We start from the raw sequence: 21,573 nt of genomic DNA, 5'->3' as shown, positions 1-21,573 counted from the left end.
GAGGCTTCATTGTGAAAAATTCTGTCCACACCTTCATCGAACAACGCACCTTCACCGGCAAACAGGCCGTGGTGGTCGGGTGCGGCAAATCCGGTCTGGCCGCCGCTCGTCTCCTTGACGTGCTCGGGGCCACAGTCCGTGTGGTGGACAGCAATGCCGATCTGACCGAAACCATTTTGGGACCGCTCAAGGGAACCGTGGAACTCGTTGCCGGGCCGCATGAAAAACGCCATTTCGCAGACGCGGACCTCGTGGTGTTCTCACCGGGTGTGCCAGTCAAAAAGCTTGCACCAGTCCTCGAAGGACTCGCACCGAGCACCCTGATATCTGAACTGGAATTCGCGTCATGGTTCATTGAAGCCCCCATGCTGGCGGTGACCGGTTCCAACGGCAAGACCACGACCACCACACTCATTACCGAAATACTGGAACAGGCCGGTCACACGGTCTTTACCGGCGGCAACATCGGCGTCCCGCTGTGTGATTACGTGCTGGATTCGGAACCAGCGGATATCATCGTGTTGGAAGTCTCCAGTTTCCAGCTTCAGAATTGCCGCCAGTTCAAACCCCATGTGGGCGTGTTCCTGAATTTCTCGGCCAATCATTTGGATTATCATGAAAACATGGACGAATATCTGGACGCCAAGTTGGCATTATTCCGGCGCATGACCGGCGAAGATACCGCGCTTTTGCACGAATCCCTGCGCCCTGTCCTGACCGACCGCTCCTTTACCAACGCCCATATACAGTGGTTCGACGGCACTGACCGCTTCGAGGCACCATATCTTCCCGGTAAACACAATCGGTCCAACGTGGAAGCCGCATGGCAAGCGGTCAAACACTTCGGCGTCACCGAAACACAGGCCGCCAAAGCCATCAGTACATTCAAACCGTTGGCCCACCGTATCGAGCCGGTTGGAGAGAAAAAGGGCGTCCTGTACGTCAATGATTCCAAGGCCACGACACTGGACGCGGCACTGGCTGCGGTTCGCTCCTTTGATCGCCCAGTCCGCATCCTCATGGGTGGCGTCTGGAAAGGCGGCGACGTGACCGCATTTGCCAAGAATATCGCCGGGGCAGTCATCCATGTCGGTTTGTATGGCGGTGCCCGCGAGCATCTGGAACCCGTCCTGGCCGAATCATTTCCCGTGACCTGGGATACCACGCTTGAACTGGCGGTCAAACGACAGGCTGCCCAGGCCGACGCAGGTGACGTGATTTTATTGTCTCCGGCCACATCCAGCTTTGACCAGTATACCGGCATGGCTCAACGTGGAGCGGATTTCAAACGCGTGGTGGGAGGGCTTGATGACTAATCGCCTCAACGCCAAAAAACATTCCGGCGGCACTGGCCGCATCGATCCGTGGCTGCTCACCGCAACCATGATCCTCGGCGGTTTCGGACTGATTATGGTCCTGTCCTCGTCCGGTATCATGGCCGAACGGGTCTACGGCGACACCTACTACTTTTTCAAACGCCAGCTCATCTTCACCGGCGTGGGGCTGGTGACCATGGTCTGTTGTATGCGAATGCCCCGCCAACTTCTCTACGCATTGACCTACGTCTGGGTGACCATTGCCATCATCCTGCTCGGCCTGTGCATCTCGCCGCTGGGAATCTCTGTGAACGGAGCGAGTCGCTGGATCGATATCGGCCCGTTCAATCTGCAACCGCTTGAATACGCCAAAGTCGCCCTGGTGCTGTATCTCGCATACTTTTTCGCCCATAAACAAGAAATGGTCCGCACTTTTTCCGTGGGGGTTCTGCCGCCCTTCCTGGTCACGGGATTCCTGTGCGGCCTGCTGCTGCTCCAGCCGGACTTCGGCGGGGCCGTGGTCATGTGCGGTCTCCTCTTTTTCATGTGTCTGGTAGGTGGCACCCGCTTCAGCTACCTGTTCATTTCACTGATTTTTGCTGGCGGTGCGGGCTGGTTGCTCATTTCATCCTCACCCTACCGTTTCAAACGATGGACCGCATTTCTGGACCCGTTCGCCTCGGCCCAAAACGAAGGCTATCAACTGGTCCAATCCCTCTATGCCTTCGGGTCCGGCAAACTCTTTGGGACCGGCATTGGCGCGGGACAACGCAAACTCTTTTTCCTCCCCGAAGCCCATAACGACTTCATCATGGCCGTGGTCGGCGAAGAACTCGGCTTTGTCGGCATGTCCCTTTTCTTCATCGCCATCGGCTTTTTCCTATTCCGGGCTTTCCGCGTCACGCTCAAGCTCGAAGACCTGCAAGACCGATTCACGGCATTTGGCGTGACCTGTATCCTGGCCCTCGGCATGATCCTGAACCTCGCCGTGGTCCTGGGGACTGTCCCTCCCAAGGGCGTGGCCATGCCATTCATCAGCTATGGAGGGTCCAGCCTCACGGTGTCCTTCATCTGCGCTGGCATTCTGCTTAACCTCTCCCGGAGGGTGAAAGCATGACATTAAACAGAGTCGTTCTCACCACTGGCGGAACAGGCGGCCACATCTTTCCGGCCCTGGCCGTGGCGACAGAACTCACCCTACGCAACAAGGGTGTGGACATCCTTTTCATGGGTGGTCCCGGCCCGGAAGGCGACATGGCGCGCAAACACGGCCTCCGATTCCTGGAGCTGCCTGCTTCGGGTATCATGGGACGCGGCATTCCCGGCATCATTTCCGGACTCGGCTGGCTGGGCACCGGACTGCCCAAAGCCATCGCAGCGGTCTGGGGATTCAAGCCTGACGCGGTCATTGGTTTCGGTGGCTATGCGGGATTCTGCCCCGTGCTCGCGGCCAAAATCCTCGGTATCCCCACGGCCATTCACGAACAGAATTCTGTCCCGGGCATGGCCAACAAAGTACTGGGCAAAATGGTCAAACGAATTTTCCTGAGCTTCCCGGACGCCTTGCGGGTCTTCCCGGCCCACAAGACGTATCTGACCGGCAATCCGGTGCGGCTGGACATCATCAAGGCCGCGGCCAAACGCCGCAACAGACCGGATGGCAAACGGCTGCTCGTCCTCGGCGGCAGCCAGGGTGCCCGCCCCATCAACGATGCGGTCATCGACGCACTCCCGGCACTGCAACAGGCCGGAGTCACACTGGTTCACCAGACAGGTCCAATAGATTTCAACAGAGTTCGCGCAGCCTATGAAACTGCCGGGGCAGACCCGGCACAGGTCCACGAATTCATCGAGGATATGGGGACCGAATATGCCCTCTGTGATCTGGCACTGTGCCGATCCGGGGCGACCACGGTCTTTGAAATCGCGGCGGCAGGGGTTCCGGCCATTTTCGTGCCCTTCCCCCAGGCCACCCATAACCATCAAACAATGAACGCCAAAGCCATGTCGGACATCGGCGCGGCCCGGTTGCTTCCCCAGTCGGAATTGACAGGAACAACCGTGACCACTGTCATTCTCGATCTGCTCAACACCCCGAAGCAATTGACTGACATGGAAACAGCGGCCCGCGAATTCGCCACGGTGAAAGCGGCCGCAGATATAGCGTCCGGGCTTGAAGCCCTGACGGCGTAGGAGTGATAACATGACAGCACAAGGACCATATTTAACCGTTGGCGGCGAAACCTGCCCGGCCATGCGCGCCCGAGTCAACACCATCCACATGGTGGGTATCGGCGGGTCCGGCATGAACGGCATCGCGGAAGTTCTCATCAACATGGGATTCACCATCACCGGCTCTGACCTGTCCGCATCTGCGGCAGTCAGACGGCTGGAAAAACTCGGCGCAACGGTGTTCATCGGCCATGGTGCGGACAATGTGGGCGAAGCGGATGTGCTCATCAAATCCACAGCCATCCCGTCCAAGAACCCGGAACTCGTGGAAGCGCGGGAACGCGGTATTCCAATCATTCCCCGTGCCGAAATGCTGGCCGAGCTGATGCGGTTACGCACTGGCATCGCCATTGCCGGAACCCATGGCAAAACGACCACAACGTCACTTATGGCGACAATTTTCACGGAAGCGGGACTCGATCCCACGGTCATCATCGGTGGCAAGCTGAACACCTATGGTGCCAACGCCCGGCTTGGCGACGGAGATTATCTCATTGCCGAAGCCGACGAATCCGATGGGTCCTTCCTGCGTCTGTCCCCGATCATCACGGTCGTGACGAATGTGGACAAGGATCACATGGATTTCTATGACAATCAGGATGCCATTGATCTCTCGTTCATCCGATTCATGAACTCCACACCATTTTACGGCATGAATGTGGTCTGTGGCGATGATGAAGGTGTCCACCGACTGCTTCCCCTGATCAAACGCCCATACATGACCTATGGACTCGGCCAGCACAACCGCTTGCGCGGCGAAATCATCAGTTCGCACCTGCGCTCGTTGTTCAAGGTCTATCTGGATGGCGAGGAATGGGGCGAAGTCACGGTGGCCCAGCCAGGAACCCACAATGTGCTCAATGCGCTGGCCTGCATCGGCGTGGCGCTCGAAGCCGGATTATCCAAGGAATCCATCATCAATGGTCTTGGCAACTTTGGTGGTGTGGGACGTCGGTTCGACCGCAAGGGCGAGCACAAAGGCGTCATGGTGGTGGATGACTATGGACATCATCCCGCAGAAATCCGAGCCAATCTCAGAACCGCCAAGGAATGTTATCCCGACAGACGGCTGGTCGTGGTCTTTCAACCACACCGTTTTTCACGGACAAAAGCCCTGTTCGGAGAGTTCTGCAAGGCCTTTACCGACGCGGACCTGCTGTTGCTCACGGAAATCTATCCGGCATCGGAATCTCCCATTCCGGGTGTTTCCGGCCTTTCGCTGGCACAGGGAATCAAACAGGTCTCTGAAACCAAAGTCCAATTTTACCCGGACTTCGATTCCATTGAAAAACGCCTCAGAGATATTCTCAAACCCGGCGACCTGTTCATGACACAGGGCGCAGGCTCCATCTGGCGCATCGGAGAAAACTGGCTCAACCAAACCGAAGAAACAGACGACACCAAGGAATAGGAAATACGCATGGGTCTCGAATTCATCTCCAATCCGTCGCTTTCAAAGCGGACGAGCTTACGCCTCGGCGGCACTGCCGAAGTGGAGGTCGTGGTGCGCGACAAACAGGACCTTGAAGCCCTGTCCCATTTCCTTTCGAAACACCCAATGCGTTCGTTTGTCATCGGTGAAGGCTCCAACCTCCTGGCACGGGACGGGCAGCTCGATTTGGCTCTCATCCGAGCGGAGACTCCCCCCGGCCCTGAACGTGTGGAAAAAATCGACGACACCCTCATTGTGCGTTGCGGCGCGGGCCAACGGCTTCCCGGCCTGCTCGGCTGGGCACAGATGGCCGGCCTGTCCGGACTGGAAGGGTTGACCGGCATTCCCGGTTCCGTGGGCGGAGGCGTGGCCATGAACGCCGGTTCCTATGGCACGGAAGTCGGCAGCCTCGTGACCCGAGTCCGCCTCTGGACACCGACACACGGACTGGTCTGGCTGGATCGCGAGCAGTGCGAATTCGCCTATCGTCATTTTTCAACCACGGTCTCCATGCCTGACAGCCTGATCTGGGAAGTGGAATTGGCCCTGAAGGAGGCCGATCCCAAAAAGATCCGCACGACCATGCAAACCAATTATGTCAAGAAAAAGGCCACGCAGCCAGTCACGGCCAAAACCGCAGGATGCGTTTTCAAAAATCCCGAAAATGACAGTGCCGGACGGTTGCTGGACACGGCCGGAATGAAGGGCGTGCGGCTTGGGGATATGCTTTTTTCCGACATTCATGCCAATTTCCTGGTCAATAAAGGACATGGAACCTGCTCGGATGCCTTGGAGCTGATCGAGCTGGCCCAGACAACGGTCAAGGACAAATTTGGCGTCACCCTTGAATTGGAGGTCATCACCCTATGAGTACCATGACCTTGGGCACACAAAGCCGTCTTTCCCTGAAGACCAACCGAAGCAAACGGGGCAATTCGCTCAAGCGCAAGCCAAAATCGCCCCGCAAGTTGACCAATGCAGGACAACTGCTGGTTCGAATCATCATGGGACTGCTCACCCTTTCCCTGATCGCCGTACTCGGCGTGGGTCTGCTGTACGGCTACCGGCTCATTACGTCTCATCCGTATTTTGAACTCAAGGAAATCAATATTTCCGGGAACAAACGATTGAGTCATGGCGAAATTTTGCGTACCGCAGACGTGAGTCTGGGGCTCAACTGCATGGAAATGAACATAGGAGAAGTCGAACAGAAACTTTCGGCCAATCCGTGGATCGAATCAACGACAGTACGACGGGATTTTCCCAACCGCCTGTACATCGATATTGAAGAAAAAATCCCGGCATTCTGGATGCGTCAGGGAGACGCTCTCTATTTTGCGGATGCCAGAGGGACCATCATCGCTCCCATGAATCCGGGAGAACTGGCTTCATTGCCCATTCTGAGCGTCGCGGATGGCGTGACGGAAGGGCCTCGGGTGCTGACCGGCATCCTTGAAAAGATCAAGGAAGGACAGACCCCATTTACCCAATCTCAGACGGCCTGGATCAAGCTGACCAGCGCACATGAGCTGGAAATATTCCTGGATGGCCACGATATGGGCAAAGGGCTGACCGTCAAACTGTCCACCGACAGATGGGAAATGCAGTTGGAACGGCTCAAAATCGTGTGGCGGGACCTCATGCGCAGAAATGAATTTATGGACGCTGCGATTATCGCAGCCAGCGGCGACAAGATTTGGATAAAGAAGCGGCAATCCCCTTCAATGGGATAACGCATCAAATATTACAGGATTACCGGGAATAACAGAGGAGTTATTTATGGCTAGTAATGATTTAATCGTCGGATTGGATGTCGGCACCACCAAGATTTGCACTGTGGTGGGCGAGGCTTCCGAGAACGGCGTCGATATCATCGGCATCGGCACGGCTCCCAGCACAGGCCTGCGCCGTGGCGTGGTCGTCAACATCGAAAAGACCGTTCAGTGCATCAAGAAATCACTTGAAGATGCAGAGCTCATGGCCGGATGCGACATCCGCACCGTTTACGCCGGTATAGCAGGAAGCCATATTCAGGGCTTCAATTCTCACGGCGTGATCGCGGTCAAGGGCGGCGAAGTCACACAACGGGACGTGGACCGCGTCATTGAAGCGGCCAAGGCCATCGCCATCCCCATGGATCGCGAAGTGCTCCACACCCTGCCCCAGGAATTTATCGTGGACGACCAGCGCGGCATTGCCGACCCGCTCGGCATGGCCGGCGTTCGCCTTGAAGTCAAAGTCCACATTGTCACAGGCGCGGTCACATCCGCCCAAAATATCATTCGCTCGTGCAACCGTTCCGGTCTGGACGTCTCCAATATCGTCCTGGAATCACTCGCTTCCAGCAAGGCTGTATTGTCTCCAGAAGAACGTGAAATCGGCGTGGCTCTGGTGGATATCGGCGGTGGCACCACGGATATCGCGGTCTTTTCCAAAGATTCCATCAAACACACCAGCGTGCTCGCACTCGGTGGTCACAACCTGACCAACGATATTGCTTACGGACTACGCACGCCCATGATGTCCGCCGAAAAAATCAAGATGCACTTTGGGTGCGCCATGGCCGATCTGGTCACGCAGGAAGAGATTATCGAGGTACCCAGTGTCGGTGGACGAGAGTCCAGAAAAATGAGCAAACGCGTGCTTTCCGAGATTTGTGAACCGCGTTGCGAGGAAATTCTCGCCCTGGTTGACCAGGAACTCATCAAATCCGGCTTTAAAAACCGAATTGCTGCCGGTGTGGTCTTGACCGGAGGCACTGTAATGATTGAAGGTATGCAGGAACTTGCTGAACAAATTTTCGACCTGCCGGTTCGTATAGGGATACCGGGCGAAGGAATTGGCGGTCTCACTGCCGAAGTCCGCAGCCCCCAATACGCCACCGCAGTCGGTCTGCTGCTCCATGGGGCCGAAGAGGAAGGCCTTCACAAGGTCCGGCCCTTCAAGATTCGCGACGATTCCGGGTTCGACCGAATTGTATCGCGGATGAAAAAATGGTTCACGGACATTGCTTGAGGAATGAGCAATTACTGAGGATACAGGGAACATTCAACAGGGAATATTCTGAGGAGGACACACAATGGAATACTTTGAAATCGAACACGAAAGTAATGCCAAAATCAAAGTCGTCGGTTGCGGCGGCGGTGGTGGCAATGCGGTCAACAACATGATCCAATCCGCGCTCAAGGGCGTGAAATTCATTGTTGCGAACACCGACCACCAGGACATCGACAAATCTCTGGCCGAACACAAGATTCAGATCGGTGAAAAACTGACCAAGGGTCTGGGCGCGGGTGCCAACCCGGAAATCGGCCGTTCTGCGGCCATGGAATCCATGGACCAGATTCGCGAAGCACTTGACGGAGCGGACATGGTCTTCATCACCGCAGGCATGGGCGGCGGCACCGGCACCGGCTCTGCCCCAGTCGTTGCACAGGTCGCCAAGGAACTCGGCGCGCTCACCGTTGGTGTCGTGACCAAACCATTTTATTTCGAAGGCAAACGTCGTCTGGAACAGGCTGACGAAGGTGCCAGGGCCTTGTCCGAGGTCGTGGATTCCATCATCACCATCCCCAACGACCGCCTGCTTCAATTGGCCGCCAAAAAAGCCTCGTTCTCCGACATGCTGAAAAAGGCCGATGAAGTACTGTACTACGCCGTCAAGGGTATTGCCGACCTCATCACGGTCCACGGTCTCATCAACCTTGACTTCGCTGACGTCAAAGCCGCCATGTCCAGCTCAGGTATGGCACTGATGGGTACGGGCATCGCCTCTGGCGAAACCCGTGCGAAAGAAGCCGCCATGAAAGCCATCACCAGCCCGCTGCTGGAAGATGTGTCCATCGAAGGTGCCAAAGGCGTGCTCATCAACATCACCTGTGGTCCGGACATGCTCATTGACGAAGTCTCCGAAGCCGCAGACATCATTTACAAAGAAGCCCACGACGATGCCGAAATATTCTTCGGAACGGTCTTTGATCCCGATGCGGGCGACGAAATGCGCATCACTGTCATCGCCACCGGCATCGAAACAATTCTGGAAGAAACCGAACCAGTCCTGAGCAAGGCGGAGCAGCAAAAGCTCCTGTTGCTCGGCAAACCGCGCGGCATGGAACAATCCGCACCGTCTCAGTCTCGCCGGTCCGGGCACCAAAAAGTGCTGAATACCGACAGAAACATCCCCGCGTATCTGCGCAAGGCCGGAGGCGAGTTGAACACGACAGAAGCCCCGTCCATGCAGCAACGTCGTCGGGTTGTCGCCGGTCCCGGAGAAGAAGAATTCATTTTCGAGGAAGACAATCTCGAAGTCCCAGCCTTCATTCGCAAGAATGTAGACTAGGTCATACATACTCACGTGAAAGGAAAACGCTATCTCTAAGCGAACCCTGTATTATGGCGTCAGCGAACCTGACGCACCCGTCCTCGGTGGCCGACTGCCAGTCGCACTGGCCGTCCCCGGAGGCGATAAAGCAGCCATATCCACCCTTGGGTGGCAGGCTGTCTATCGCACACTCACCGAGGAACCCGGCTTGGCCGTAGAACGTGTCTTCCCCGACAAGCTGGGATTGACCGATGGCGCGGAACCGAAAACACGTGAATCACAAAGCCCACTATCCTCATTCCCTGTAATCGCCTGGAGCATCACGTTCGAAGAGGACTTCCTCAGTCTTCCTCGAACGCTCCGGGCAGCGGGCGTTCCGCCTCTTGCGGCGGAACGCCCTTCTCTTCCACTGGTCATCGCCGGTGGCCCTATCGCCTTTCTCAACCCAGCCCCGATCGCCCCATTCATCGATCTTTTCTGGGTAGGAGAAGCCGATACGAAATTTCTGCAATTCATGGACACCCTGAAACGGCTTATTTTTGACGGCAAGGACAAGGAAGCAATCCTTGAAACGGTCAAGGACATGCCGGGTATCTATGCACCAGGCCGATCAAAAACCCCGGTCAAACGTCTCACTTCCGGCCCGACCGGTACGCTGAACGACCCTGCGTTCTCCTGCTTCATCTCGGGCCATGCCGCCTTTCGCGATACCATGTTGCTGGAAGTCAATCGGGGATGCCCGTATGGATGCCGCTTCTGTGCCGCCGGGTATATTTACCGCCCACCCCGCTTGGCCAAAATGGATGAGCTGAAACGGATCGTGGAACTCGCTGACCCACCAAAGGTCGGCCTTGTCGGAACCGCCTTGACCGATTGGCCCGACCTGGTTCCGTTCCTCAAATGGCTGCACAGCAAAAAAAAGAAATTTTCGCTCTCGTCCATGCGTGCCGACGGCATCACCGAAGAATTGCTGGTCTATCTCCGAGAACGCGGTATCCGCACCATCACCCTCGCGCTGGAAGGTGCGTCGGAACGACTGCGGCGCATGATGAGCAAAAAACTCGACACGCAGGATTTTCTTGACGCGGTCCGACTCTGTGCCCGATATGGCGTCAACCATCTGAAAATTTACCTCATCGTTGGCTGGCCCGGCGAAACCGATGCGGACTATGACGAACTCGAAGCCTTTCTCCATGAAATCGTCCGAATCCGCTCCGAAGAACCCGGTGGCCGGAAAAAACATCTCATGCGCATCACTGTCGGAATCAGTTCACTGGTCCCGAAGCCGTTCACTCCGTTCCAATGGGCACCGATGATGGACACAGCGTCTCTTGATGCCCGCATGAAACAACTCACCCACATGGCCAAACCATTCAAGGGATTGACTTTGCAACATGACTCTCCCTTTCAGGCACGCCTGCAAGGACTGCTCGCCCGAGGTGGCGAAGAGTTAGCCGAGTTCATCCAACTCGCCGCAGATCATGGTGGATGGAAAAAAGCCCTGAAACGGTGGAATGGTGACCCGAGCCAAATTCTCGATCGAGAACGCGGAAAAGATGAACCGTTTCCCTGGGAGGTCGTCGATATTGGCGTCAAACGGGAATTCCTTTACAAAGAATGGGAAAAAGCGAAAATCGCCAAAGTCTCCCCCAAATGTCCGTCAAAACCGTGCGCCCAATGCGGCATGTGCGGCATGGAACGAAGCACGTAAATACTCACATCCCCCTTGTCGGGACACGAACGACCATTCCTTTTTCCTTGTCAAACAGTCTGTCATATTCACAAAATATAGATGGGTCGATATACTTTTTCAGAAATTCATTGAATTTCCTATCGTCCTCCCGTATACAAAGACCGACGGAATTGAAGTCAACGACACCTGAAGCAGCATCTGCCATCCGGTTCAGACGACGATTCAGGGAGAACAAGGATATTCATGCGTTTGTCATTCATTGTCATCATGACCATCTGTCTTGCCTTGGCCGCAACTCCATGTACGGCACGGCATCACGTCATCCTGTTCGGGACCGATGCCAAGCCGCCCCAATCATGGAGCAAAGACTGCAAGCCCAAAGGAATCTTCATTGACATACTGCACGCAATTGAAATGCGGACTGACCTGATCTTCGACATCCACTTATGCCCATGGAAACGGGCATACCTGTACGCGAAAGAGGGTCGCGGCGGCATTTTCGGATTGTCAAAAACAGCGGCTCGATTGCTCCTTTTCGACTATTCCGCCCCAGTCTTCACCGATGAAATCTGCCTGGTCACGCTCAAGGGAAAAGAACTTCCGTATCACTCCATACAGGATCTCAAGGGGAAAACCATTGGGATCACCCGAGGCGCGACCTATGGAAAAGCGTTCGACAAGGCCGCTGGAACGCTTTTTTCTTGTTGTTGTGACGCTGACCCGACCATCCGACTCAGAATGCTTCTGGCAGGCCGCACTGACGCTGCAATGATAGGCCCGGGCTACGCCGCCTTGCATCATCTCACACAAAATGATCCTTGCCTCAAGGCCCATACAAACAAATTCGTCCTCTTGGACACCCCATTCAGCCACGATCTCAATTACATCGGTTTTCATAAAAGCATGCATCAGGATGCCGTCCTTTCCATCATCAATCAAACCATACGTGTCCTGCATGATGATGGGACCATCGCCCAAATCATCCAAAAATATCAAAATTTCGAGACGTCCCCGCAACCCACGCCTCATTTTTGAACCTAAAAAAAGCCCGATCCAACATCAGTTGGACCGGGCATAGTCTGTACTATTCGACGGCTCTACCAAGCAAAAATCGGGAATTCGCGAGCGAATTCTTCCACTTCTTCGGAAATGGCCTTGAGTGCCTTGTCGTCGTTCATGTTATTCAGTGCCGCAACAATCGCCTCCGACACCACGATCATGTCTTCTTCGATCATGCCGCGAGTGGTCAGAGCCGGAGTACCGAGACGGATACCCGAGGTCTGGAACGGAGACTTGGTCTCAAAGGGAATCGTATTCTTGTTGGCGGTAATACCGGCCTTGTCCAGAGCAATCTGAGCATCTTTGCCAGTGTAGTCCTTTTCGGACAAATCCATCAGCATCATGTGGTTGTCAGTTCCACCGGACACCAGCTTGTACCCTGCTTCCTGCAAGGACACAGCGAGCTGTTTGGCATTTCGGACCACCTGCTGCTGATATTCCACGAATCCGGGAGACAACGCTTCACCAAAGGCAACGGCCTTGGCACCAATGACGTGCATGAGCGGGCCACCTTGGATGCCAGGGAAAATGTTGGAATTCAATTCCTGCTCAAGGTCTTCACTCGCCAAAATCATGCCGCCACGAGGACCACGCAGGGTCTTGTGTGTCGTGGTGGTCGTGTAGTGCGCGTGCTCGATGCAGCTCGGATGCTCTCCAGCTGCGATCAAACCGGCGATGTGGGCCATGTCTACCATGAGCTTGGCACCGACTTCATCGGCGATCTGGCGGAACCGGGCAAAATCAATGATCCGCGGATAGGCGGAGGAACCAGCAATAATCATGGTAGGCCTGTGCTCTTTGGCAAGGGCTTCAACCGCATCATAATCAATGGTCTGGGTTTCCTTGGACACGCCATAATGAACCATGTTGAACAGCTTGCCGGAAAAATTGACCGGAGAGCCGTGCGTCAGATGGCCACCATGAGACAGGTCCATGCCCATCACGGTGTCACCGGGTTTGCACGCGGCAAAATACACGGCCATGTTGGCCTGTGATCCGGAATGAGGCTGCACGTTGGCATAGGTGGCACCGAACAATTCCTTGGCACGATCACGGGCCAAATCTTCAATCTCGTCCACAAACTCACAGCCGCCGTACCACCGTTTACCAGGGTAGCCTTCAGCATATTTGTGGGTCAAAACCGACCCCTGTGCCTGGCGCACGGCCGTTGACACGAAATTTTCACTTGCGATCAGTTCAAGTTTGGAAACCTGACGATCGACCTCGTCGGCAATGGCAGCTGCAACTGCCGGATCCTGGATAAGCAGCTCTTCCATGAAGATACCCTCGTGTTGAATGTGGATGCGAATGGCTTCCCATGCCGATCATTCCTCAATACGGTCATAACGTCAGTGCCCGAAGATCAACTTTTTCATCGACTCCGTTTACTAGCTGCCGTTTGCGGATGCGGTATGGAGATCCGTCCTTATATCGTCACGAAAAGGTTGTTCAACCCTTCCGATTAAGCCTGTACGACTGTGTCTTTGTAAAGTGTTCGGGACCGAGGCGCAAGAAAAAGGGAGAGATTGAAATGAAGGACCGAAAACCCACAAAAAAAGGGAGGCTGTTCGGCCTCCCTTTTTGCTATCGTGTGAATCGTTTGAAAAGCATACAGGCGTTTGTGCCGCCAAAGCCGAACGAGTTCGACAAGACGTAATTGGCCTGAACCTTTCGCGGTCCGTCAGCGCAAACATCCAGATCACATTCCGGGTCCGGATTGTCCTGGTTGATGGTGCCGGGGATAATCCCCTCATGCAATGTCTTGACGGAAAAGACCGCCTCCACACCACCGGCCGCTCCGAGCAAATGCCCGGTCTGCGACTTGTTTGCGGTAATATTGATATTGTACGCATGATCACCGAAAACCTTTTTGATGGCTCGGGTCTCACACAAATCATTCAATTTGGTCGAGGTGCCGTGTGCGTTGATATGATCGACCTCAGAGGGATCGATACCCGCTTCGCGAATGGCTGCTTCCATGGCATAGGCCATGCCTGCGCCATCTTCCGGCGGTGCGGTCATGTGATGGGCGTCACCCGACGCGCCAAAACCGACCACCTCTGCCAAAATCTCGGCACCACGCGCTTCGGCGTGTTCCAGGGATTCAAGCAACAACAGGCCACAGCCTTCACTCATGATGAAACCTGTCCGGTCCACAGCAAAGGGACGAGACGCAAGTTCCGGTTCGTCGTTGCGCACGGACAAAGCCCGCATCGCATTGAACCCAGCCACCCCAAGCGGGGTGATGGTGGATTCAGATCCACCGCAGATCATGGCATCGACTCGACCCATGGCGATATCCGTATAGGCAACGCCAATCCCATGCGTCCCGGACGCACAAGCCGTGGTTGTACAAATATTGGGTCCCATGGCTCCGGCTTCGATAGAAACCTGCCCCGCGGCCATGTTTGCAATAAGAATGGGAATGAAGAACGGGGAGATGCGACCCGGCCCCTTTTTCAGAAGCTTGGTATGCATTTCTTCAATGGAATGCAGTCCCCCCAGTCCGACACCAATGACGGTTCCGACCCGAGCGCGTTCAGACTCGGGAACGGTCCATCCGGCGGATTCCAGCAACATTTTCGAACAACACACCGCATATTGCGTAAAAAGCTCCATGCGACGCGCTTCTTTCTTGCCGATAAATCCTGTCGGATCGAAACCTCTTACCTCACCCGCGATCTGCGTAGCGAAGTCCGAGGCGTCAAATTTGGTTATCGTGCCGACGCCGGACTTACCGGCCAGCAGATTGTTCCAACTGGTATCAACATCATTGCCAAGTGGGGTAATGGCGGAAACGCTGGTAACAACAACCCTGTTCATAATAACTTTCCGTAGTGTCTACGTATTGAAATGAAAAGGAGCGTCTTCCACCACGTGGGTGCATAAGACGCTCGCAATAAATACCTTTTCGGTCGAGCGAATTTACTGGGCTTTCTCGATATGAGAAATGGCATCGCTGACTTTGAGAATCTTCTGAGCATCCTCATCATCGATTTCCAGATCAAATTCTTCTTCCATGGCCATGATCAGTTCGGTCAGATCCAGAGAATCTGCACCCAAATCTTCAACAAAGGCTGCACCTTCGACAACTTCGTCTTCGGACACACCCAGTTGCTCGACAATAATCTCTTTCACTTTTGCTGCTACATCGGACATAACTTCCTCCAATATCGGTGTTTTTCTTAAATTACATATACATGCCGCCATTGACTCCCAACACCTGACCGGTGATGTACCCGGCACCGGATGATGCCAGGAAGGAGACTGCGGCTGCGATATCCTCGGACTGCCCGAGGGATTTTAATGGGATTTGTGCGAGCATGGCGTCAACCACCTTTTCAGGCAATTCCGCTGTCATGTCGGTTTCAATAAAACCGGGAGCCACGGCATTGACCGTGATTCCACGTCCGGCCAGTTCTCTGGCCGCAGACTTGGTCAGCCCGAGAAGGCCAGCCTTGGCTGCGCAATAGTTGGCCTGTCCAGCATTTCCCATCTGGCCAACGATACTTGAAATATTGATAATACGACCACGACGTTGTTTGCCCATGATCTTGGACGCTTCCTTGAGGAAGACAAAACACCCGGTCAAATTGATGTGGAGGACTTTATCCCAGTCATCGTTCTTCATGCGCATCATCAGACCATCACGAGTGATTCCCGCGTTGTTGACAAGCACTTCAAGCGAGACTTTGCCCTTAATTTCCTCTTTGAAAAAAGAGGCGACAGCGTCACGGTCACCGGAGTCCAATTGAAAAGCCCTGGCCTTGCCGCCGCTCTTTTGAATAGCGGCAACGACCTCTTCAGCAGATTCGGGTCGGCTGACATACGTCAGGTACACTTCAAATCCGTCAGCGGCCAACCTTTCGGCGACCGTCCGGCCTATGCCACGGGAACCGCCCGTTACCAGGGCGACGTTGCTCATATCGCTCATCAATTGTCCTCATGATGCTCGTGTTGATCCGCATCCAATATACCAATTGGTCCCGGACTGCAAATTCGTACTTCGAATAGATTGCACAAGTCTATTCACCATTCCTAAAGAAAAAGCAAATAAACGGATGTTTGAATTCTAAAATTGTATCAATGCAGCACCCCAAGTGAAACCGCCACCAAAAGTGGGAGTCAACACCAGATTGCCTTTCTTGATAAAACCGGACTTGACGGCCTCGTCCAACGCCACAGGCACGGACGCGGCCGAAGTGTTGCCGTATTTCTGAATATTCACGAAAACGCGTTCTTCCGGAATATTGAACCGGCGACCCACTGCGTCAATGATACGCATGTTGGCCTGATGAGTAATCAAGACATCCACATCAGACTTGGCCAGCCCGTTGCGTTCCAGAATGGCTTCACACATGGTCGTCATGTTGCGCACCGCGTGTTTGAAGACTTCGCGTCCTTGAAATTCAACAAAATATTCTGGCCCAACCGTATCGCCCAAGGCGTATGAATAGGCCGAACCGCCACCATTGACTGTCAACAGATCGCCAAGCGATCCATCCGCAGCCAACATAACATCCAGCACCTGGGGACCATCTGCCACTTCGCCGCCGGTCAACACGGTCGCACCGGACGCATCACCGAACAGCACACAGGTCGCACGGTCTTCCCAGTTCATTCTGCGAGACAGAATTTCACTGGTGACCACCAACACCTTGCTCTCCGGCTCCAGGCACAAATACCCTCGCGCAGACTGCAATGCGTACAGGAAACCGGAACAGGCGGCCTGGACGTCCACGCACATCTGTCCTTTGATACCCAGTTTTTCCTGCAAGCGACACGCGGCTGAAGGAATGACCGAATCAGGGGTAAAAGTTCCGAAAACGATATGGGTCAATTCGGCAGGTTCGATACCCGCGTCGGCCAACGCTTTTTTCGAGGCTTCAAACGCCATTGCGGACGTTGTCTCACCATCGGCAGCGATATGCCGTTCCTTGATGCCAGTACGGGTGGTTATCCACTCGTCTGTGGTATCGACGATTTTTTCGAGATCAGCGTTGGTCAGTATACGCTCGGGAGCGTAACTGCCAAAGCCGCGTAGGATGAAGTTCATCATGGGTTGGGTCTGTATGCCACTGGGGCAAGTGTGGTCAAGCAGTGCGACATTTTGCACAAACCTGGTTTTTTGAGACGGTTTAAGCGGCAGATTTGTCGCTTGTACCTGCCTTGCTGGCCAAGGCGGCATGTGCAGCCAACCCTTCAGCCAGATGGGCGTTTGCATTGTTGCGAACAAAAGTCGCGGCCATACGGATACAATTTATTACCGCCAACTCATTGGATTTTCCATGAGCAACGATGACAATATCCTTCAACCCAAGCAATGGCGCACCACCGTATTCCGCATAATCAACGACTTTCTTGAATCGCTTAAATGCACGAAAAGACAGGAGTGTTCCGAGTTTGGAGAGCCAACTCGACTTCAACTCATCCTTGAGAATATGGCTCAGAGACCGGGCCAATCCTTCGGACAATTTCAGGGCCACGTTGCCAACAAATCCATCACAGACAACGACATCGACTTCGCCGGTGAAAATATCACGGCCTTCGACATTTCCGATGAAACGAAGTTCGGATTTCCGTAACAGGTCAAAGGCTTCACGCACAGCAGCGTTTCCTTTGCCCTCTTCCTCGCCGATGGACAAAATGCCAACAGACGGGTCCTTCATTTCCAGAACATATCGAGCAAAGACGTCGGCCATCAGACCGAATTGTGCAAGGTGTTGCGGTTTGGAATCGACATTGGCTCCCACATCAATGAGAATCACAGGATCCTTCTCCGTGGGGAGTATCCCGGCAAGAGCCGGACGCAAAACCCCTTTGATACGGCCAAGGATAAACATGCCACAGGCAACAGAAGCACCTGAATTTCCAGCAGAAACAACGCCATCAGCTTCGCCATTCTTAACCAGGCGGCATGCCACCTGAATGGACGAATCTTTTTTGCGTCGCAACGCATCCGCAGGCTTATCGTCCATTTCCACAACTTGTGAAGCATGGACGATTGAAATATCCAGCCCGGCGGTATTCAAATCGGCAAGCTCCCGCTCAATGAGCGGCTGATCGCCAACAAGGACAACAGCAACACCTTCGCGTGCGGCTTCAACCGCAGCGGGTACAACAATTCGAGGGCCATAATCGCCCCCCATGGCATCCACGGCTATCCGTGGAGCCTTGATGGAATCAATGCTAGGCATCGTCGTTGCTGACTACCTGACGGCCCTTATAGGTGCCACAGGCGGCGCAAACGCGATGGGGCAGAGTGGGCTCGCCGCACTCGCAGTAAATAACGTTCGGAGCGGCGACCTTATCATGGGAACGACGCATACCCTTACGGGACTTGGATGTCTTTTTCTTGGGGACTGCCATGGTGTATACCTCTTACTCTTTATTTTTGATCTGCTCCTCACTTCGGATAGCCTGGCTATCCAAGCAAGGGGGGTTACTTTATCTTCAAGTTGCGGAAAACCGCAAGTCTTTCGTCGCCTTCTTCCGGCTCACATTCGCATTCGGACGTATTCAAGTCCTTGCCACAACCAGGACAAATACCCTTACAATCCTTTGAACACAGCGGTTTAAACGGCAGTGCAACGGCGAATTCTTCCCAGAGCACGGAGCCTAAATCAAGCTGCAATTGACCATTTTCCTCACGAATGCGTGGCTCTTCGTCATATTCCTCATCGGGAAGCTGCTCGAAGGCATCAAACGTTGCGTCAATGGGCAATTCGAAAAAAGCGGCACAACGATCACAGCGAATATTCACGGACCCTTTCAAGGTTCCACGAACAAGCACGCCCTTATCGGATTGCGGCAAAAGGGAATACATCGCCACCAGATCCTTCCCTGGCTTGACAGGCATGGAAAACTCTTTCCACCCCGCACGCCACAGCGTCTGGTCGTCATAGGTGAACTCTCTGCCGTCATCGGCACTATCACTTATTGGTATCCATAATTCAAACATAATATTCTCCATCCGAAGGCATTATGGCCCACTGGACAACCGCTGCTTCCTATATGGTAACAAATTCCCCTGTCAAGGAAAAAAAACCTTGCCATTTGCCTGAAGGCTCGGTAATGAATCTCTCCCGCTGCTTGGGGAAGCTACCAACTCCGAGCTATGAGCAACGAACTAAATTGAACTATTTCATTTGAATACATTAGGAGGTCGCAATGTCACAGGTTTGCGATATTTGTGGAAAAGGCCCTCAGAGCGGCAACAACGTCAGTCACTCACACATTAAAACAAAACGTCGCTTCATGCCCAACCTGCAGAAGGTTCGTCATCAGCTCGAGTCCGGACAGGTCGTCAGCATCAAAGTCTGCACCCGCTGCATCCGTAACGGTGCGGTGGTCAAGCCTGTTGCTCGCAAAAAAACCGACGCCTAAGTCCGTTTAGATTTTTTAGCTAGTAAAAGCTATGCTGCCACCGAATTGCCGGTGGCAGCTTTTTTGCGTTCATTGACTGAGCACTGCATCCTCTCATTCCCAGGTGCTGACCAGTGCAAAAGAATGCGCACTCCACTGCACAAAGCACTGAAACTTGCACATATTTTTACGTTGGAATTCCATTAACCCACTGTTTTTTCGACATATATATTTTTGGCACGGTATGTGCTTTGCTTTTTAAAAAGCACGAACGAGGTACTCACATGGAATTTTTCAGCACAATAGGGAATTGGTGTAGCAACGCAGGGTTCTGGCACAGCGGCGGACACGGTGCCGGAGGATGGATGCCCTTCCATTTTGGCGGCATCCTCCCGCTCATCATTATCGGACTTATCATCTATTTCACGGTCCGCATGTTTCGAAAACCTGCCACACACACCGGTCCAGATGATCCCGAGACTATTCTGAAACGCCGTTACGCAGCCGGAGAAATCTCTGTGACAGATTATGAGACCATGAAAAAGAATCTGTAAAGTTCACCACGACAATACTCCTCCTCCCCATAACAAAGCCCCCACCGTTCTCTCTCCCGGTGGGGGCTTTTCTCATGCCATTGTCAGCCCCCGACGGGGCTAGTCTCGCGGGAAGCGGTTCAATGTGACCGCTTATTGAACGTCCCAGGTTGCACCTTGCGGGGTATCCTTGACTTCAACATTCATTGCGGCGAGTTCGTCGCGGATGGCGTCGGATTTTTCGAAATCCTTGTCCTTACGGGCCTGTTGCCGGGCATCCAAGAGGGCGTTCACCTTCATCGGATCAATGCCGGTACGGGCGGCGCGGTTATCACGCAACTCGGTCAAAAATTCAACGGGTTCCCGTTCGAGAATTCCAAGGACCTGACCCCAATTGGCCACGTCGGTCTTGATACGGGTAAAAAACTCGCGTCCACCTTCGGATTTACGAAGCGTCTTGTCCTCGATGACACGGCCAGCCAGACGGATGGCGGAAAAGATATGGCCCATCGCACCAGCAGTGTTCAGATCGTCTTCCATGGCCTCGTCAAAGTGGGTTTCGATCTGGGCAAGCTCGCTGACAAGCTCTTCAGGGAACGGCGATTTTTTCCACTTGGATTTGGTCAATTCCGTATCGACCTGCGCAAGCGCGGAATAAATGCGCTTGATGCCTTTCTCGGCTTCTTCCAAAGCCTCAAAAGAGAAATCAAGCGGGCTGCGATAGTGCATGGTCAGCAGGAAATAACGCAGTGTTTCCGCAAGAAATTTATCGAGAATATCACGAATGGTGAAAAAATTGCCAAGAGATTTGGACATCTTTTCCGAATTGATTTGGACAAACCCATTATGCACCCAATAATTGGCAAAGGGTTTGCCGGTATCGGCCTCGGACTGCGCCACTTCATTCTCATGGTGGGGAAACGACAAATCCTGACCACCACCATGAATATCAAGCGGCAGCGGGGAATATTTTTCGGACATGGCGGAACATTCCAGATGCCAACCGGGTCGGCCCAGCCCCCATGGGGATTCCCAGGACGGCTCGCCGGGTTTTGCGCTCTTCCACAAAGCAAAATCGAGCGGATCAAGCTTTTCGTCACCCGGATCAATACGTGCGCCGGATTCGAGTTCGTCGATATTACGACCGGACAGCTTGCCGTATCCTTCAAAGGAACGGACCTTGAAATACACATCCCCGGACGGCGTGGCATAGGCATGTCCCTTGCTGATGAGCCGTTCGGTCAAGGCGATCATCTCGGGAATATGCTCAGTGCATTTGGGTTCCACATCAGGACGCAACACCGACAATTTGTCCATGTCCACGTAAAATTCGCCAATGAACTTTTCCGCAATCTCAGCCGCTTCCTTTCCGACCTCATTCGCACGCTTGATGATTTTGTCATCAATATCCGTAAAGTTGCGAATGAAATTGACGGAATATCCCTTCCGCTTGAGATACCGATACAACACGTCGAAAACCACGCTGGAGCGGGCGTGACCGATGTGACAGAGATCATATGCCGTGATGCCGCAGACGTACATATTGACGTCATTGCCGTTCGCCGGGATGAATTCCTCTTTCTGTCGTTTCAGCGTATTGTACAGTCTCATTGAATTACTCC

The 21,573-nt window shown here is 53.9% G+C and carries 21 protein-coding genes; 12 read left to right on the top strand and 9 right to left on the bottom strand.

Annotation, left to right across the window (positions count from 1 at the left end; translation table 11 throughout):
- The first annotated feature begins 11 nt into the window (after positions 1–11).
- The 10 genes from murD to GO013_RS05530 all read left to right on the top strand — a co-directional run bounded on the left by murD (position 12) and on the right by GO013_RS05530 (position 12,029).
- A complete protein-coding gene (murD, locus tag GO013_RS05575; RefSeq protein ID WP_163809071.1) occupies positions 12–1,316 on the top strand; it encodes a UDP-N-acetylmuramoyl-L-alanine--D-glutamate ligase in 1,305 nt (434 codons plus the stop codon).
- On the top strand, positions 1,309–2,433 hold the full coding sequence (ftsW, locus tag GO013_RS05570; protein ID WP_163809070.1) for a putative lipid II flippase FtsW: 1,125 nt from the start codon (positions 1,309–1,311) through the stop codon (positions 2,431–2,433). The genes murD and ftsW overlap by 8 nt, the downstream gene beginning before the upstream one ends.
- On the top strand, positions 2,430–3,509 hold the full coding sequence (murG, locus tag GO013_RS05565; protein WP_163809069.1) for an undecaprenyldiphospho-muramoylpentapeptide beta-N-acetylglucosaminyltransferase: 1,080 nt from the start codon (positions 2,430–2,432) through the stop codon (positions 3,507–3,509). Before ftsW ends, murG begins: the two co-directional genes overlap by 4 nt.
- Before the next feature lie 61 nt (positions 3,510–3,570).
- Positions 3,571–4,959 (top strand): UDP-N-acetylmuramate--L-alanine ligase, encoded by a 1,389-nt coding sequence (gene murC, locus GO013_RS05560; RefSeq protein WP_163809155.1) that lies wholly within the window; start codon positions 3,571–3,573, stop codon positions 4,957–4,959.
- 9 nt (positions 4,960–4,968) lie between these two features.
- Positions 4,969–5,850: a UDP-N-acetylmuramate dehydrogenase gene (gene murB / locus GO013_RS05555; protein WP_163809068.1), complete on the top strand. Its 882-nt coding sequence runs from the start codon at positions 4,969–4,971 to the stop codon at positions 5,848–5,850.
- Entirely contained in the window at positions 5,847–6,713 is an 867-nt protein-coding gene (locus tag GO013_RS05550) for an FtsQ-type POTRA domain-containing protein (RefSeq protein WP_163809067.1), read from the top strand. The genes murB and GO013_RS05550 overlap by 4 nt, the downstream gene beginning before the upstream one ends.
- Positions 6,714–6,759: 46 nt before the next feature.
- Positions 6,760–7,995, top strand: a complete 1,236-nt coding sequence (ftsA, locus tag GO013_RS05545; protein WP_163809066.1) for a cell division protein FtsA — start codon at positions 6,760–6,762, stop codon at positions 7,993–7,995.
- A gap of 64 nt (positions 7,996–8,059) precedes the next feature.
- Complete coding sequence (gene ftsZ / locus GO013_RS05540; RefSeq protein WP_163809065.1) at positions 8,060–9,319, top strand: cell division protein FtsZ; 1,260 nt, start codon at positions 8,060–8,062, stop codon at positions 9,317–9,319.
- 31 nt (positions 9,320–9,350) lie between these two features.
- A complete protein-coding gene (locus tag GO013_RS05535) occupies positions 9,351–11,012 on the top strand; it encodes a radical SAM protein (protein WP_163809154.1) in 1,662 nt (553 codons plus the stop codon).
- A 225-nt stretch (positions 11,013–11,237) separates the two neighbouring features.
- Positions 11,238–12,029: a transporter substrate-binding domain-containing protein gene (locus GO013_RS05530; protein ID WP_163809064.1), complete on the top strand. Its 792-nt coding sequence runs from the start codon at positions 11,238–11,240 to the stop codon at positions 12,027–12,029.
- A 62-nt stretch (positions 12,030–12,091) separates the two neighbouring features.
- Here GO013_RS05530 and glyA read toward each other — a convergent pair whose 3' ends face one another.
- From glyA to GO013_RS05490, 8 genes are all read right to left on the bottom strand, one after another.
- Positions 12,092–13,330, bottom strand: coding sequence for a serine hydroxymethyltransferase (gene glyA, locus GO013_RS05525; RefSeq protein ID WP_163809063.1), 1,239 nt, complete (start codon positions 13,328–13,330; stop codon positions 12,092–12,094).
- Positions 13,331–13,637: 307 nt separating this feature from the next.
- Positions 13,638–14,876, bottom strand: coding sequence for a beta-ketoacyl-ACP synthase II (gene fabF, locus GO013_RS05520; protein ID WP_163809062.1), 1,239 nt, complete (start codon positions 14,874–14,876; stop codon positions 13,638–13,640).
- Positions 14,877–14,978: 102 nt separating this feature from the next.
- Positions 14,979–15,212 (bottom strand): acyl carrier protein, encoded by a 234-nt coding sequence (locus tag GO013_RS05515; RefSeq protein WP_163809061.1) that lies wholly within the window; start codon positions 15,210–15,212, stop codon positions 14,979–14,981.
- Positions 15,213–15,243: 31 nt separating this feature from the next.
- The gene (fabG, locus tag GO013_RS05510; protein ID WP_163809060.1) at positions 15,244–15,987 is read right to left on the bottom strand and encodes a 3-oxoacyl-[acyl-carrier-protein] reductase; all 744 of its coding nucleotides are present in this window, start codon (positions 15,985–15,987) and stop codon (positions 15,244–15,246) included.
- Positions 15,988–16,125: 138 nt separating this feature from the next.
- Positions 16,126–17,112 (bottom strand): beta-ketoacyl-ACP synthase III, encoded by a 987-nt coding sequence (locus tag GO013_RS05505; protein ID WP_163809059.1) that lies wholly within the window; start codon positions 17,110–17,112, stop codon positions 16,126–16,128.
- Positions 17,113–17,191: 79 nt separating this feature from the next.
- The gene (gene plsX / locus GO013_RS05500; protein ID WP_343219533.1) at positions 17,192–18,232 is read right to left on the bottom strand and encodes a phosphate acyltransferase PlsX; all 1,041 of its coding nucleotides are present in this window, start codon (positions 18,230–18,232) and stop codon (positions 17,192–17,194) included.
- A 10-nt stretch (positions 18,233–18,242) separates the two neighbouring features.
- Positions 18,243–18,422 carry a 50S ribosomal protein L32 gene (rpmF, locus tag GO013_RS05495; RefSeq protein WP_163809057.1) on the bottom strand — a complete coding sequence of 60 codons (180 nt, stop codon included), beginning with the start codon at positions 18,420–18,422 and terminating at the stop codon, positions 18,243–18,245.
- 73 nt (positions 18,423–18,495) lie between these two features.
- Positions 18,496–19,014, bottom strand: a complete 519-nt coding sequence (locus GO013_RS05490) for a DUF177 domain-containing protein (protein ID WP_163809056.1) — start codon at positions 19,012–19,014, stop codon at positions 18,496–18,498.
- 209 nt (positions 19,015–19,223) lie between these two features.
- Here GO013_RS05490 and rpmB point away from each other — a divergent pair, with 209 nt between their 5' ends.
- Together rpmB and GO013_RS05480 are read left to right on the top strand one after the other, a co-directional pair.
- Positions 19,224–19,439: a 50S ribosomal protein L28 gene (gene rpmB / locus GO013_RS05485; RefSeq protein ID WP_163809055.1), complete on the top strand. Its 216-nt coding sequence runs from the start codon at positions 19,224–19,226 to the stop codon at positions 19,437–19,439.
- 263 nt (positions 19,440–19,702) lie between these two features.
- Entirely contained in the window at positions 19,703–19,972 is a 270-nt protein-coding gene (locus GO013_RS05480; RefSeq protein ID WP_163809054.1) for an SHOCT domain-containing protein, read from the top strand.
- Positions 19,973–20,104: 132 nt separating this feature from the next.
- On the opposite strand, the gene cysS is transcribed toward GO013_RS05480, so the two are convergent.
- Complete coding sequence (gene cysS / locus GO013_RS05475; RefSeq protein WP_163809053.1) at positions 20,105–21,562, bottom strand: cysteine--tRNA ligase; 1,458 nt, start codon at positions 21,560–21,562, stop codon at positions 20,105–20,107.
- Positions 21,563–21,573: the final 11 nt, after the last annotated feature.

It is taken from the genome of Pseudodesulfovibrio sp. JC047 (genome assembly GCF_010468615.1).
Lineage (GTDB): Bacteria > Desulfobacterota > Desulfovibrionia > Desulfovibrionales > Desulfovibrionaceae > Pseudodesulfovibrio.
This window is presented reverse-complemented; position numbering and strand designations above follow the sequence as displayed.

Excerpts from the sequence above, each read along its gene's own strand:
- ftsW (WP_163809070.1), top strand. The coding sequence starts at position 1,309 with ATGACTAATCGCCTCAACGCCAAAAAACATTCCGGCGGCACTGGCCGC.
- murG (WP_163809069.1), top strand. The coding sequence starts at position 2,430 with ATGACATTAAACAGAGTCGTTCTCACCACTGGCGGAACAGGCGGCCAC.
- murC (WP_163809155.1), top strand. The coding sequence starts at position 3,571 with ATGCGCGCCCGAGTCAACACCATCCACATGGTGGGTATCGGCGGGTCC.
- murB (WP_163809068.1), top strand. The coding sequence starts at position 4,969 with ATGGGTCTCGAATTCATCTCCAATCCGTCGCTTTCAAAGCGGACGAGC.
- GO013_RS05550 (WP_163809067.1), top strand. The coding sequence starts at position 5,847 with ATGAGTACCATGACCTTGGGCACACAAAGCCGTCTTTCCCTGAAGACC.
- ftsA (WP_163809066.1), top strand. The coding sequence starts at position 6,760 with ATGGCTAGTAATGATTTAATCGTCGGATTGGATGTCGGCACCACCAAG.
- ftsZ (WP_163809065.1), top strand. The coding sequence starts at position 8,060 with ATGGAATACTTTGAAATCGAACACGAAAGTAATGCCAAAATCAAAGTC.
- GO013_RS05530 (WP_163809064.1), top strand. The coding sequence starts at position 11,238 with ATGCGTTTGTCATTCATTGTCATCATGACCATCTGTCTTGCCTTGGCC.
- glyA (WP_163809063.1), bottom strand. The coding sequence starts at position 13,330 with ATGGAAGAGCTGCTTATCCAGGATCCGGCAGTTGCAGCTGCCATTGCC.
- fabF (WP_163809062.1), bottom strand. The coding sequence starts at position 14,876 with ATGAACAGGGTTGTTGTTACCAGCGTTTCCGCCATTACCCCACTTGGC.
- GO013_RS05515 (WP_163809061.1), bottom strand. The coding sequence starts at position 15,212 with ATGTCCGATGTAGCAGCAAAAGTGAAAGAGATTATTGTCGAGCAACTG.
- fabG (WP_163809060.1), bottom strand. The coding sequence starts at position 15,987 with ATGAGCGATATGAGCAACGTCGCCCTGGTAACGGGCGGTTCCCGTGGC.
- GO013_RS05505 (WP_163809059.1), bottom strand. The coding sequence starts at position 17,112 with ATGATGAACTTCATCCTACGCGGCTTTGGCAGTTACGCTCCCGAGCGT.
- rpmF (WP_163809057.1), bottom strand. The coding sequence starts at position 18,422 with ATGGCAGTCCCCAAGAAAAAGACATCCAAGTCCCGTAAGGGTATGCGT.
- GO013_RS05490 (WP_163809056.1), bottom strand. The coding sequence starts at position 19,014 with ATGTTTGAATTATGGATACCAATAAGTGATAGTGCCGATGACGGCAGA.
- rpmB (WP_163809055.1), top strand. The coding sequence starts at position 19,224 with ATGTCACAGGTTTGCGATATTTGTGGAAAAGGCCCTCAGAGCGGCAAC.
- GO013_RS05480 (WP_163809054.1), top strand. The coding sequence starts at position 19,703 with ATGGAATTTTTCAGCACAATAGGGAATTGGTGTAGCAACGCAGGGTTC.
- cysS (WP_163809053.1), bottom strand. The coding sequence starts at position 21,562 with ATGAGACTGTACAATACGCTGAAACGACAGAAAGAGGAATTCATCCCG.